The organism is Halofilum ochraceum (assembly GCF_001614315.2).
Classification (GTDB): domain Bacteria; phylum Pseudomonadota; class Gammaproteobacteria; order XJ16; family Halofilaceae; genus Halofilum; species Halofilum ochraceum.
This window is the reverse complement of the sequence record NZ_LVEG02000008.1, coordinates 142271-155248: the sequence shown is the minus strand read 5'-3', so window position 1 is coordinate 155248 and position 12978 is coordinate 142271. Positions and strand designations below refer to the sequence as shown.

Genomic DNA, 12978 nt, shown 5'->3' with positions numbered 1-12978 from the left:
CATCCTGCTCAATGGTGTCGGGCGTCTGGAACCTGCGCGCGCGAGCCCGCATAATAACGGCATCCCACGCTGGTCGAAACGGCGCAGCCCACCCCCTTTTCAGACGGAGGCCCTTCCATGACGTACGTGGTGACCGAGAACTGCATTCGTTGCAAATACACGGATTGCGTCGAGGTTTGCCCGGTCGACTGCTTCCACGAGGGGCCGAACTTCCTGGCGATCGACCCCGAGGAGTGCATCGACTGTACGCTCTGCGAGCCGGAATGCCCGGTGGACGCCATTTTCTCGGAGGATGAGCTCCCGGCCGATCAGGAGCATTTCCTGGAGATCAACGAGCGGCTGGCGCAGAAGTGGCCGGTGATCACGGCAATGAAAGAGCCGCCGGACGACGCGAAGGAATGGGAAGGCGTCGACGGGAAACTGCAATATCTCGAGGAGTAGCGGGCCGAATCGGGTATCCGTGAAAACAAGCGCCACGTAGGCCGGCTTGCGACCGAAGGGAGCCAGCCGGCGTACGAGGTCTCGGCGCTCTGCAAGAACCCGCCGGCTGTTGCCTTCGGCAAAAGCCGGCCTACGCGAGAAGCGGCAGGAAGGCCGCCCCATCTCAGGTAATCATTCCAGGGCGATGACGCGCCCGTCCAGCGTCGCGAAAAAGATCCGTTCGCCGGCCGGTGTCGGTGTCGCGTAAATCTCATCCTCGGCGTCGTACGTCCACCGACGCTTTCCGCTGGTGGTATCGACGGCGTGCATCATGCCGCCCCGGCTGCCGGCATAAACGGTGCCATTCGCCACCGCCGGTGAGGAATACACCTTGTCGTCGGCGCGGTAGTCCCAGTTCTTGAGCCCGTTGCCCCGTGAGACCGAGTAGATGTAGCCATCGGTGCTCGCGAAGATCACGGACTCCGCCGTGAGCGCCGCGGAGGCGTAGATCCGGTTGCCGGTGCGGAAGCGCCAGAGTTCGCCGCCGCTGCCCGCATCCAGCAGATGCATCGCGCGGTCATAGCCGCCGATCGCGACCACCTGACCGTCAACGGCGGGGCTTGCGAATACCGGTTTGTCGGTGGCGAAGCGCCAGATTTCCTCGCCCGAGGACTGGGATACCGCGTAGACGTTGCCATCGAGACTGCCGAAATACACCCGTCCGTTGGCGACCGCCGGCGAGGAATACACGCCGTCCCCGGCGCGGAAGGACCAGACCCGTTCGCCGCTGTCGCGTTCCAGCGCGTACACGCGTCCGTCGGCGCTGCCAAAGTAGACCCGGTCTTCCGTCACGGTCGGCGCCGAGTAGGCCATGCCGTCGGTCCGGAAGCGCCACACCGTGGCGCCGTCCGCCGCCTTCACCGCCCGCACGCTCCCATCCCAGGTCGCGACGATGATGCGATCGCCGGCGAGCGCCGGCGCGGCCTCGATCGGACTGCCGAGTTCCCGCGTCCACGCGACCTCGCCAGTGGCGCGATCGATGGCGGTGAGCGTGCCGGCGCTGTTGCCGAAATAGACCCGTTTGGCGGTCACGGTGGGCGAGGAATACGAGCGCGCGCGGGTCTCCCGTTCCCATGCGGTCTCGATGGGCTCGACCGGACCCGGCGTCCCGGCGTAGACGCCGTCGTGACCGGCACCGCCCCGATACATCGCCTGTTCGGTCGACGCGCAGCCCGTGAAGAGCCCCGCCAGCACGAGCGTGGCCGTCGCGGCCATCCGTTTCGCCTTCATCGATCCTCCCCCAGGGAAGCGTCGCGCGTAGTCGGCGGAATATACACGGGCGCCCCGGGACCGGAAAGGCGACCGCCACTCACACGAGGCGGGTGGCGACACGGCCATGGACGCCGCACATCAACTCGTAACCAATGGTCCCGGCGGCATCGGCGATCTCCTCGATCGGCAGTCCCCTGCCCCAGAGCACGACCTCGTCGCCCACCGCTGCATCCGGCGCCGTGCGCAGATCGAGCGTGATCTTGTCCATCGACACGCGTCCCACCATCGGCACCCGCCGGCCGCCGACCAGCACGGGCGTGCCGTTCGGCGCGTGACGCGGGTAGCCGTCGCCGTAGCCGATCGCGGCTACGCCTACCGGCATGTCCTCCGGGCAGTGATACGAGCGCCCGTAGCCGATCGGCGCGCCGGCGCGCAGCCGATTGATCGCGATCAGCCGCGTGCGCAGGGTCATGGCCGGGCGCAGATCGAGCGCGGGTTCCGCGCCTTCGACAAACGGGGAACAGCCATACAGCATGATGCCCGGGCGAATCCAGTCCGCGTGTGTGTCTGGCCAGCCCAGCACGCAGGCCGAGTTCGCCGCGCTGCGTTCGCCCTCGAGGCCTCGGCAGGCGGCCGTGAACGTCTCCCACTGGGTATTCGTGTACTCGTCGCCGCGGTCATCCGCGCAGGCCATGTGGGTCATCACCCCGACCGGTCCGGAGACCACCCGCGACCGGCGGAGCCAGTCGTGCCAGACGGCGGCCGTATCCGGCGGGACACCGATCCGCCCCATACCGGAATCGATCTTGAGCCAGACCCGCAACCGATCCTCGCCCGCAAGACCAGCCAGCGCATCCAGTTGCCATTCCTGATGGATCAGTGGCTCCAGCCCATGCGCCGCACAGGCGGCGAGTTCCTCGGCATCGACCGGCCCATTGAGGACGCAGATCCGATGCTCGCGGTAGCCGGCCTCGCGCAGCGCGACCCCCTCTCCAGTGCAGGCCACGCCGAACCCCTCGCAGTGATCCGCGAAGGCCTCTGCCGCGAAGGTCAGACCGTGACCGTAGCCGGCCGATTTGAGCGTGGCGAAGACCGATGCCCCGGGGGCGGCGGAACGCGCGCGGGCCAGATTGTGGCGGAGCGCGCTGCGGTCGAGATCGGCAATGGCGCTGCGGAGCATGGCGATCGTGACTCCCGGTCGGATGGTTGTCGGCCGGAGCGGTGGCATCCGGCCGGGGCGGTCAGCCGTAAACTTCCGGGGAGAAATTCTCGAAGCGCGTGTAATGCCCCAGGAAGGTGACCCGCACGGTACCCGTGGGGCCGTTTCGCTGTTTGCGGATCAGGATCTCGGCCGTGCCCTTGTGCGGGCTGTCCTCGTCGTAGACCTCATCGCGGTAGATGAACACGATCACGTCCGCGTCCTGCTCGATCGCGCCGGATTCGCGCAGATCGGACATCACCGGACGTTTGTCGGTACGCTGTTCCAGGGAGCGGTTGAGCTGCGACAGCACGATCACCGGGACGTTGAGTTCCTTCGCCAGTCCCTTGAGCGAGCGCGAGATCTCGGAGATCTCGGTGGCCCGGTTCTCCCCCGTCGAGGCGAGCTGCATCAACTGGATATAGTCGACCAGGATCATCGACAGCCCGTGCTCCCGCTTGAGGCGCCGCGCGCGTGCGCGCAGCTCGGAAGGCGTCAGACCGGGGGTATCGTCGATGAACAGCTTCGATTGTTGCGACAACAGGGCCACGGCCGAGTTGATCCGCGGCCAGTCGGCCTCTTCCAGACGCCCCGAACGCAGCTTCTGCAGTTCGACCCGCCCGAGCGAGGAGATCATGCGGGTCGCGATCTGTTCGGCCGGCATCTCCATGCTGAACACCGCCACCGGCTCACCGTTGGTGAGCGCGACGTGCTCGGCGATGTTCATGGCGAAGCTGGTCTTGCCCATCGACGGGCGCCCGGCAACGATGACCAGATCGGAGCGCTGCATCCCCGAGGTCAGGTCGTCGAACTCGCTGAATCCGGTCTCGACGCCCGTGATGTGGGAGTCGGACTGCAGCAGGGTATCCAGGTGGTCCAGGGTCGCCGTGAGGATCCGGTTGATGGGCTGGAAACCGCGCTGACGCCGGCTGCCCTGGTCGGCAATGGCGAACACCTGCTGTTCCGCGTGGTCCAGCAGGGCTTTGCTGTCGCGGCCCTGGGGCTCATAAGCGGCCCGGGCGATGTCCTCGCCGACCGCGATAAGCTGGCGCACCACCGAACGCTCGCGGACGATGTCCGCATACGCGGTGATATTCGCGGCGCTGGGCGTTTCCTCGGCGAGTTGGCCGAGATAGGCGAGATTGCCGACGTTATCGAGTTCGCCGTGCTGCGACAGCCACTCGGATACGGTCACCACATCGCGCGGCTGGTCGTTGTCCGCGAGTTCCCCGAGCGCGCGGAACAACAGGCGGTGTTCGCGGCGGTAGAAATCCTCTTCCGAGACGCGATCGGCGACCCGATCCCACGCATCGTTGGCCAGCATCAGGCCACCGAGCACGGCCTGTTCCGCTTCGATGGAATGCGGCGGCACACGCGCCGTGACGGCACGTGCTTCCTCACTGAGTGAAGGAAAGCTTTCGGACATGCAAGACCACCGCAACCGCGCACCCGCCGGACGGCGGGTGCCAACGTCGAGCGATTATAGCCCGCTCAACCGCACGACAAACAACGGAGCGGCGGACCGCCCGGCCCGACCGCTACTGTCGCCGCACCCCGGATCGCGCCCCCGGGCCGGCCCGAGGGGCGCGATACAACCACCGTCAGGCTTCGGGTTCGACCACGACGTTCACGGTGGCATCGACATCGGTATACAGATGGACGCCGATCTCGAACTCGCCGGTCTCGCGCAGCGGACCGATGGGCATGCGGACTTCGCGCTTCTCGAGCTCGACACCATCGGCCGTCACCGCATCGGCGATATCGCCGGCGCTGACGGAACCGAACAGCTTGCCCTCGGTGCCGACCTTCGCGCGGATCGTGACCGTGCGCCCGTCGAGTTCCTGCTGACGGCGCGTGGCGGCCTCGTGCTTCTCCTTCTCCGCCCGCTCGAACTCGGCCCGGCGCGCTTCAATCTCCTTGACGTTATCGGCCGTGGCCATCTTCGCGATGCCCTGCGGCAGCAGATAATTGCGCGCATAACCGGATTTGACCTGGACCACATCGCCCAGACGACCGAGATTGTCGACGTTCTCAACCAGAATGACCTGCATCGTTACTCTCTCCCGCGGGCGCCTTCGCTCACCCGCCCAGTTTCCTTATCCGTTGCCGCCGGGCTGCACCCGGCGACGGTAATCGGCCCATGCGTCCACCGCACCGACGATCATCAACCCGACCACGACATAAATCATCAATGGCACCAGCGCGATATACAACGCCACGAGCCATCCCGGGCCAAGCCCCAGCCCGTTGACCACGCCGTGCGCGACGGCCAGCCCCTGGAACACATACACCGCGGCCACGACCAGGGCCAGGCTGTCGATCCAGGCCGGCGTCGTGAACAGCGCCAGCGCCGAAATCCCCAGTGTGATCGCCGCGGCGGTGCGTCCCAGCCGCAGCGCCCGGAACTCGCTGCCGAACCCGCCGGGGTTGTACAGCAGCGACTGCCACCAGCGAGCCAGCAACAGGCTCGTGATCGCGCTGAAGACCACCGACATCGCGACCACACCGGTCATGAGCGGGGCCATCGCATCGATCATCTGGCGCACGCCCTCGGCCGACAGCTCGAACCGCGCCGCCATCGTCTCGGGCGGCATGATCCGGTGCAGCAGGTCCCGCCACAGCCCGGTCGGATCTTCGACAAAAAGATACGTCCCGAGTACCAGGGCCCAGCCGATCGCACAGGCGACCAGCAGCGCGTCATCCAGCCGCACCCGCTGACGCAGAACGAGCGCCAGGACCATGGCGGGCAGCCACGCGACCAGGCCGCTGATCGCGATCGCCGCGCCCTGACCGGTCACCAGCGCCCCGGCGAGCGCCACCCCGGCCAGCGCCGGCCCGGCGACCCGCAGGGTGGCGAACGCACCGAGGCGCAACGCCACCAGGGCCACCACGGCCGCACTGAGCCAGGCAAACGGTGCCACGACCAGCCCGAGCAGCAGCGTCCCGGCCGCCACGGCCCCGGCGTTCACGGGGCCGCGCATGACGAATTCGGCGATGCCTTTCACGCAGCGTTCCCGATACGGCCCCGCACATCGCGCAGCCGTGCGGGTCGACTCAGACGTGGCCGTCGGTATACGGCAGCAGGGCCAGGTAGCGCGCGCGCTTGACGGCCGTGGACAGCTGCCGCTGATAGCGGGCGTTCGTCCCGGTGATCCGGCTGGGAACGATCTTGCCGGTCTCGGTGATGTAGTTCTTCAGCGTCTCGACATCCTTGTAATCGATCTCGACGACGCCTTCGGCGGTGAATCGGCAGAATTTGCGGCGGCGGAAAAACCGTGCCATGGCTTGTACTCCTCTTGAATCCGTTGAACGTCAGGCGTCGGAGGCGGTCGAATCGGCCGTCTCGGAGGGTTCGGCATCCGCGGACGAATCGCCCTCGCCTTCCTCTTTGCCCTGGCGGGCGGCACGCTTGTCGTCACCGCGCTTCTCTTCTTTGCGCGCGAGCGGCGACGGCTCGGTGACCGCCTCTTCGCGGGCAAGGACCATATGGCGCAGGACGGCGTCGTTGAAACGGAACGCGCTCTCGAGTTCGTCGCGCGCTTCGGCGCCGCATTCGACATTCATGAGCACGTAGTGCGCCTTGTGGACGCGGTTGATGGAGTACGCCAGCTGGCGACGGCCCCAGTCTTCCTGACGATGAACGGTGCCACCGTCGTTCTCGATGATCTGGCGGTAGCGCTCGACCATCGCCGGGACCTGCTCGCTCTGGTCAGGGTGGACCAGGAACACGACTTCGTAATGACGCAAGGTGAAAAACTCCTTTCGGTTTGCCAGCCTCCCGGAAAATGTCGGTGAGGCAAGGAGATAGGCCCCCAGCCGGCAGCTGGCGGCAAGCCGCGTAGTGTACCGGTGCGTCTACCGGTGCGCAATCGGATACCGGCACATCGCGGGGGCGTCAGGAAGCCCGCCGGTCCTCGACCTCGGCGCGCACCCGCCACGCTACCTTCTCCCCCGCCCGGAGCGGCACGATGGGCGCCTCCGCCGTGGCGATCTCTTCCGGCATGGTCCAGTCCGCGCGCTCCAGCACCACCCGGCCGCGGTTGCGTGGCAAACCGTAGAAGTCGGCACCATGGAAGCTCATGAACGCCTCCAGGCGATCGAGTGCCCCCATCCGGTCGAACACCTCCGCATACAGCTCCAGCGCCGCCGGCGCGCTGTAGACGCCAGCACAGCCGCAGGCGGACTCCTTTGCGTGCCGGTGATGCGGCGCGGAATCGGTCCCGGCGAAGAAGCGCGGATGGCCGCTGGTGGCGGCCTCGACCAGCGCCTGGCGATGGGTCTCGCGTTTGATCAGCGGACGGCAATAATGGTGCGGGCGCAGACCGCCGTCGAAGAGCGCGTTCCGGTTCAGCAGCAGGTGATGCACGGTGATGGTCGCGCCCACCGTCGGCGGAGCGGCACGGACGAAGTCGACGCCGTCGCGGGTGGTGACGTGCTCGAGCACGACCCGCAGTGCCGGGAAATCCTGTAGCAGCGGGGCCAGGTGACGCTCGATGAACACCGCCTCGCGATCGAAGACATCGACCGAAGGATCGGTGACCTCGCCGTGCATCAGCAACGGCACCCCGTGCTCCTGCATCGCCTCGAGCGCCGGATACGCATTCCGGAGATCCGTAACGCCGCTCTCGGAGTGGGTCGTGGCGCCGGCCGGGTAGTACTTGACGGCGTGGACCAGGTCGCTGCGCGCGGCCTCGGCGATCTCCGCCGGTGACGTGGCCTCCGTCAGGTACAGGGTCATCAGCGGCTCGAAGTCCGCACCGGCCGGCAACGCGGCCATGATCCGGTCGCGATACGTCCGGGCCTGCGCCACCGTGGCCACCGGTGGCTGCAGGTTGGGCATGACGATGGCACGACCGAAACAGCGCGCGGTGGCCGGGAGCGCCGTGGCGAGGATCGCACCGTCGCGCAGGTGCAGGTGCCAGTCGTCCGGCCGCGTGAGTGTAATCCGGTTTGCGTTCATTGACCCTCTCTCTCCATTGACCGTGCCGGACTCTCCGGTCCCGCGGGTGACAGCGGCAGCGCCCCTGCCTGCGCCGCCGCGGCAAGCGTGCCGGCAGACAACCTCTCTAGTGCGCCGCTCCGCCTGCCGCGAATTCGTCCGTCCGGACTTCCGTGCCCGGCAGCCAACGGAGTCCGCCTGCATAACGCCAGGCCATGCGGCCCTCCTCGTCGAGCGCGAAAAGGTGGAGCCAGCCGTTGTCGAACAGGCGTCGTACCCCCTCGTGGCGTGCCAGAATGTCTTCGATGGCATCCGTCGGTGCCTCGACACACACGGTCAGGCGCAACGGCTCATGGACCAGTCGTTCCCCATCGTGCACCGACTGCCATGGCAGACCGGTGCGCAGCAGGCCGCCGTTGCCCTCGACAACGCCGATGCCGCCGGTGACGTTGTGCAGCAGTTTGTTGCCGCCGCCGAAGTGCTCCGGAACCACGGTCGAGCCGTAGTACTGCAGGCTGATCCAGCTGGCCACGACCACGGGCGCGGTCAGAATCAGTTCCAGCACGCCATAGCCGTCATCCTGGCGCCAGTCGTAGTCGTGCAGGAATGCCCTGCCCTCGAGCTGGCGGCCAGCCGTGCGGTGCCGCGGCGCCGCGACGAACGCATTACAGCCCGCCAGGCCCCACTCAGGCCGGATCTCGGACCAGTCCCGCGCCCGGTGCCGTGGTACACCGCCATCGTCGCCGCGCGGCAGTCGCAGCATCCGCTCCCCGCGTGCGACGGCGCCCGCCGAAGCGAGCCATCGGCGCACACGGGCGAGGTCATCGCCGTGCCCGTGCGTGTCGACGTCAGCGTCGAAGAGATCGACGGTATCCGTGGTCGTATCGTGCAGTGCGCCCACGAACAGGGTATCTTCCGGGATCGTGATACCGCGTTCGGCAATCCCCGCACGCACCATCGGGTCGTTCAGCAGCCCCGCCAGCAGCCGCGCATTGACCTCGCCCGAATAACCGCCGCAGGCGCCGCATTGCAGTGCGCTCGCATGGGGGTTGTTGACGACGTCGGCACCGTGGCCGGCGACGACCACCACGCGCGCGAAACCGCTCGTCAGCGACATCGCCCGCAGCACGCGCTCCGCCGCATCCACCCGGGCCTGGTCGTCGAGTTCCGGCGTAAACCGTGGCGCCGGGTCGTGCCGATGGCGGTGCGCCGGCATGCCAAGCGTGTCGCGGACCAGCTTGCCTGCATAGACCGGGCCCATCGCCTCGACGAACGCGAACGACGACACGGCGGCCAGCTTGAAGCGGCCCCACGCCCGCCGCGCCCGTGCGAGGATGCGCGAACGCCGGTCCGCATCGACCTTATGATCCGGGGTCGCGCAGCTGTGCACGGCCGGATTGAGCAGTACCGGCAACCGCGGCTCCTCGACGTCGGAAGCGAAGCGTCGGTGCGCGGTCGCCACACCGAAGAAACCGGCGAATCCGAGCGTGCGGATCCGTTCGTCGATCGACTCGAGCGCCCGGCGAAAGACTTCGGAGCGGACATCGATGCAGAACGCCGCCTGCAGCACCGGCCGTTCGTCCGTTTCGGCGGCCGCCCCGCCACCGAGCGCTGCCGCCAGCGAGCGCTGCTCGGCGCGCTCGGCCGCGTCCTGCAGGATGGCATCGATCACGTCATCCGCATCGGCCTCGACTGGCGCGGCGTGACGCTCGACGCTCTCGGTCCAGGCGGCGCGCAGTGCATCGCCGTACTGCTGGAACAGTGCCTCCTCCCAGACCAGGCGGACGGCCAGCAGCTCCGCGGCGGTGACGTCCTCCTGACCGCGCAACTCGGCCTGCCAGAGCCGCCAACGCCCGTACTGTGACCAGCCACCGAGCGTCATCAGCAGCCGGTGGAAGGCCGTTTCGAGTGCATCCGGCGACAATCCCAGCCGGTCGACGGCACGCGCGATCGCACGATCGGCGGTGTCCGGCGCATCGGCCACGTGCCGGGCAAACCCGCGCAGCCCCTGGATCTCGGGCGTCAGATCGTGGGTAGCGTGCCAGCGCCAGGCGTCGTACACGCCTCGATGCGCGGGCGCGACCCACAGCGCCTGGCCCTCATCGAAATGGGAGGCCGCCCACGCACCGATCCGCTCTTCGATCAGGCCCGGCCAATCGATGCCCGAGACCGACTGCGCAAGCTCCGCCACGGTCGCGACCGCTACCGGTTGCGCCGCCGGCGTGGCCGCCGCCGCCTTCAGGGCCGCCACATCACGCGGGCGCAGCGACGCCGGCGACGCCTCGAGCGCAGCCGCCAGATCGGCATCGGTGATCCGGCCGCTCTCGATGCGTTCCTCATACCAGTCACGCGACGGCGTCGCCCGACTCCCGCCGACTCGGCGCAAGCGCGCCTGTGCCTGCCACAGCGGCTCCTCCGTCTGCCCGAGGAATGGATTGACGGCCACCGTCGCCGACAGCGGCCAGGCCGGCGGGATCGCGCGCACGGCCGACTCGACCGCGGTGACGACCTCTCTGGGGGCCGTGGCGGGGTGCTGCGGATTATCGATCACTGTTGACCTCCCGCGCTGCGGAAACCGTTCGGGTGGACCAGCCACCGAGGAGGCGATCGAAGACCGCGTTGGCATAGAGACCATTCGCCAGATGCACCCGCAGACCCGCCGCGGCCGGGTGGTGCGACCAGAGCGGGAACATGGCCTGGGCCACGGCGACCGCACCGAAGCTGACGACGGTCAGCACCATCAGGAACCACTCGAGCGGGCCCGGCGCCGGTGTCGGCGGCAGCGTGGGCGCGGTGAGCTGCGTCACGCCGGTCTGCAACGCGAAGTAGGCGACCGCGGCAGCCACCGAGTACAGCGCCGTGCGTCGCGTCAGGGCGCGCGGCGCGGCATCCGCCAGGCCCTGTGCGAGCAGATAGGCAACGCCCAGCACAAGGATCCCGCCGAGGACGATGGCCTGCGGGGACTTGTCGTCGAAACCGAACACCAGGCCGACGCCCGCGTAGATCGCGAGCGCGGCGAGAAAGGCCCGACCGACCGCGGCGCCACTCGGCACGGCCACGGGGCCCGGCCGGTGAATGGCGGCGACGCGCTCCACGGCGCCGCCCGAGGCGAGGAAGGCGTGCGCCTTGTACAGCGAGTGAGCGAGGATGTGCAGCAGCGCCAGCGGGAACAGGGCGAGGCCGCACTGCAGGATCATGAACCCCATCTGACCGATCGTGGACCAGGCCAGCGAGGTCTTCACCGCGGGCTGTGCCAGCATGACCAGGCACGCGAACAACGCCGTGAACCCGCCGATCATCACCAGCACGGCCAGGATCCCGGGCGCGAGCAGCATGACGTCGGCGAAGCGGATCAACAGGAAACCGCCGGCATTGACCACGCCGGCGTGCAACAGCGCGGATACCGGCGTCGGCGTCTCCATGACCTCGGTGAGCCACCCGTGCGTGGGGAACTGCGCGGACTTCAGCAGCGCCGCGACGGCGAGCGCCCCGGCGGCGCCGACGATCGCCATGCTCCCGGTGCCGGCGGCCGCCGCGGCGTTCAATGCCGCGATGTCGCCCGTGCCGAACGACCCGATCAGCAGCGCAAAAGCGATCAGTACCGCGGCGTCACCCGCACGTGCGACGACAAACTTCTTGCGCGCACCGCGCACCGCCGCCGCACGGTTCGGGTAAAACAGGAGCAGGTGGTGCAGGCACAGACTCGTGCCGATCCAGGCGGCGGCGAAAATCGCCAGATGCCCGGCCTGCACCAACAGCAGCACCATGGCCAGCGTCAGGCACAGCCAGCCCGTGAATGCACCCTGCCCGTCCTCGCCATCGAGATACACGCGGGCGTAGCGCAGCACGACCCAGCCGACAAAGGCCACCAGCGCCAGCATGGATACACTGATCCAGTCGAGGCGGACCAGTGCAATCGATCCGAACGGCGTTGGCAGCCCCGCCGTGCCCGTACCCAGACCGATCCGCAGCCCGACCGCGACGGCGGCCGCGGCAAGCGCGACCAGCGCCGCGAGCTCGGCGCGACGCAGGCAGCCGCCGGGGCGACGGCCGGGCGTGCGGAACGCGTCGCGCGCCGCCAGCAGCAGGACCGCCGGCGCAATGAGCATGAGGAAAGCCGATTCCATGGTGACTCCCGCTACCGAACCAGGGGCGCAATCCTAGTGTCCCCAGTTCATATCAAAAAGTTTATTGTTTGCAACAAACCGTTACGCATAATGAAACGATGCGCGAGATCAATTACAAGCACCTGCACCATTTCTGGGCCGTTGCCCATGAAGGCGGCCTGAGCCGCGCGGCCGAGCGCCTGCACCTGTCACAGTCGGTCCTGTCGGTCCAGATCCGCAAGCTCGAGGAGCGCCTCGGGCACGCGCTGTTCGAGCGCCGCGGCCGGCGGCTCCATCTCACCGAGGCGGGCAGGATCGCGCTGGATCATGCCGACGCGATATTCGCCGCCGGCGATGAACTCGTGGCCACGCTGGCCCAGAGCGACGGCGTGCGGCGTGCGCTGCGCATCGGGGCGCTGTCGACGCTGTCCCGCAACTTCCAGATCGGCTTCCTGCGACCGGTCCTCGGGCGCTCCGATGTCGAAGTCATCCTGCGCTCGGGCGGCGCGGGTGAACTGATGCAGGCGCTGGAATCGCTGCAGTTGGACGTGGTGCTCGTGAACCAGGCGCCGCAGGCCGATGCCGTGACCCCGTTCGTCACCCACCGGGTCGCGGAACAGCCTCTCAGTCTGGTCGGCACCGCCGACACCGTGACCCCGGGGATGGATATCGCGGAGCTGCTGCGCGCGCACGCCGTGATTCTGCCGACCCCGGAGAACAACCTCCGCGTCGCATTCGATGCCCTGGTCGACCGGCTTGGCATACGTCCCCGGATCGCCGCCGAAATCGACGACATGGCGATGATCCGCCTGATGGCACGCGAGGGGCTGGGCCTCGCACTGGTCCCGCCGATCGTGATCAAGGACGAGCTGGCATCGGGGATGCTCGTGGAAGCGGCCCGCGTGCCGGACGTCACGGAAACCTTCTACGCGGTCACCGTGGCGCGGCGCTTTCCGAATCCACTGGTCCGCGAACTGCTCGCCGGAGCCAATCCGGATTCGCTGAAGGATTCCAGCGGAGACCGCGACCGCGCAACGCGATAG

The 12978-nt window shown here is 68.1% G+C and carries 12 protein-coding genes; 2 read left to right on the top strand and 10 right to left on the bottom strand.

Translation table 11 applies throughout. The annotated features are described in order from the left end of the window. Positions 1-117 precede the first annotated feature (117 nt). Positions 118-441 (top strand): ferredoxin FdxA, encoded by a 324-nt coding sequence (gene fdxA, locus A0W70_RS10220; RefSeq protein ID WP_067562286.1) that lies wholly within the window; start codon positions 118-120, stop codon positions 439-441. A 171-nt stretch (positions 442-612) separates the two neighbouring features. Here the strand turns inward: fdxA and A0W70_RS10215 are convergent, their stop codons facing one another. The 10 genes from A0W70_RS10215 to A0W70_RS10170 all read right to left on the bottom strand — a co-directional run bounded on the left by A0W70_RS10215 (position 613) and on the right by A0W70_RS10170 (position 11956). After that, a complete protein-coding gene (locus A0W70_RS10215) occupies positions 613-1710 on the bottom strand; it encodes a beta-alanine-activating enzyme beta-propeller domain-containing protein (RefSeq protein WP_067562281.1) in 1098 nt (365 codons plus the stop codon). A 79-nt stretch (positions 1711-1789) separates the two neighbouring features. Further along, a complete protein-coding gene (alr, locus tag A0W70_RS10210) occupies positions 1790-2872 on the bottom strand; it encodes an alanine racemase (RefSeq protein ID WP_067562277.1) in 1083 nt (360 codons plus the stop codon). Positions 2873-2933: 61 nt separating this feature from the next. Continuing rightward, positions 2934-4316, bottom strand: a complete 1383-nt coding sequence (dnaB, locus tag A0W70_RS10205; protein ID WP_067562273.1) for a replicative DNA helicase — start codon at positions 4314-4316, stop codon at positions 2934-2936. A gap of 175 nt (positions 4317-4491) precedes the next feature. Next, entirely contained in the window at positions 4492-4941 is a 450-nt protein-coding gene (gene rplI, locus A0W70_RS10200) for a 50S ribosomal protein L9 (protein ID WP_067562268.1), read from the bottom strand. Between the two features lie 45 nt (positions 4942-4986). Further along, on the bottom strand, positions 4987-5895 hold the full coding sequence (locus A0W70_RS10195; RefSeq protein WP_067562264.1) for a YybS family protein: 909 nt from the start codon (positions 5893-5895) through the stop codon (positions 4987-4989). A 49-nt stretch (positions 5896-5944) separates the two neighbouring features. Next, positions 5945-6172 carry a 30S ribosomal protein S18 gene (gene rpsR, locus A0W70_RS10190; RefSeq protein WP_067562260.1) on the bottom strand — a complete coding sequence of 76 codons (228 nt, stop codon included), beginning with the start codon at positions 6170-6172 and terminating at the stop codon, positions 5945-5947. 30 nt (positions 6173-6202) lie between these two features. Further along, positions 6203-6637 (bottom strand): 30S ribosomal protein S6, encoded by a 435-nt coding sequence (gene rpsF / locus A0W70_RS10185; RefSeq protein ID WP_067562257.1) that lies wholly within the window; start codon positions 6635-6637, stop codon positions 6203-6205. A gap of 148 nt (positions 6638-6785) precedes the next feature. After that, positions 6786-7850: a dihydroorotase gene (pyrC, locus tag A0W70_RS10180; protein WP_067562253.1), complete on the bottom strand. Its 1065-nt coding sequence runs from the start codon at positions 7848-7850 to the stop codon at positions 6786-6788. 106 nt (positions 7851-7956) lie between these two features. Beyond that, entirely contained in the window at positions 7957-10380 is a 2424-nt protein-coding gene (locus tag A0W70_RS10175; RefSeq protein WP_217495426.1) for a YbcC family protein, read from the bottom strand. After that, on the bottom strand, positions 10370-11956 hold the full coding sequence (locus A0W70_RS10170) for a proton-conducting transporter transmembrane domain-containing protein (RefSeq protein WP_067562248.1): 1587 nt from the start codon (positions 11954-11956) through the stop codon (positions 10370-10372). Before A0W70_RS10170 ends, A0W70_RS10175 begins: the two co-directional genes overlap by 11 nt. Before the next feature lie 98 nt (positions 11957-12054). On the opposite strand from A0W70_RS10170, the gene A0W70_RS10165 reads away from it, so the two are divergent. Further along, complete coding sequence (locus A0W70_RS10165) at positions 12055-12978, top strand: LysR family transcriptional regulator (RefSeq protein ID WP_067562243.1); 924 nt, start codon at positions 12055-12057, stop codon at positions 12976-12978.

What these genes read in the sequence shown, in the direction of transcription:
- alr (WP_067562277.1), bottom strand. Translation starts at nt 2,872, where the DNA reads ATGCTCCGCAGCGCCATTGCCGATCTCGACCGCAGCGCGCTCCGCCAC.
- A0W70_RS10165 (WP_067562243.1), top strand. Translation starts at nt 12,055, where the DNA reads ATGCGCGAGATCAATTACAAGCACCTGCACCATTTCTGGGCCGTTGCC.
- fdxA (WP_067562286.1), top strand. Translation starts at nt 118, where the DNA reads ATGACGTACGTGGTGACCGAGAACTGCATTCGTTGCAAATACACGGAT.
- rpsR (WP_067562260.1), bottom strand. Translation starts at nt 6,172, where the DNA reads ATGGCACGGTTTTTCCGCCGCCGCAAATTCTGCCGATTCACCGCCGAA.
- dnaB (WP_067562273.1), bottom strand. Translation starts at nt 4,316, where the DNA reads ATGTCCGAAAGCTTTCCTTCACTCAGTGAGGAAGCACGTGCCGTCACG.
- pyrC (WP_067562253.1), bottom strand. Translation starts at nt 7,850, where the DNA reads ATGAACGCAAACCGGATTACACTCACGCGGCCGGACGACTGGCACCTG.
- A0W70_RS10215 (WP_067562281.1), bottom strand. Translation starts at nt 1,710, where the DNA reads ATGAAGGCGAAACGGATGGCCGCGACGGCCACGCTCGTGCTGGCGGGG.
- A0W70_RS10170 (WP_067562248.1), bottom strand. Translation starts at nt 11,956, where the DNA reads ATGGAATCGGCTTTCCTCATGCTCATTGCGCCGGCGGTCCTGCTGCTG.
- rplI (WP_067562268.1), bottom strand. Translation starts at nt 4,941, where the DNA reads ATGCAGGTCATTCTGGTTGAGAACGTCGACAATCTCGGTCGTCTGGGC.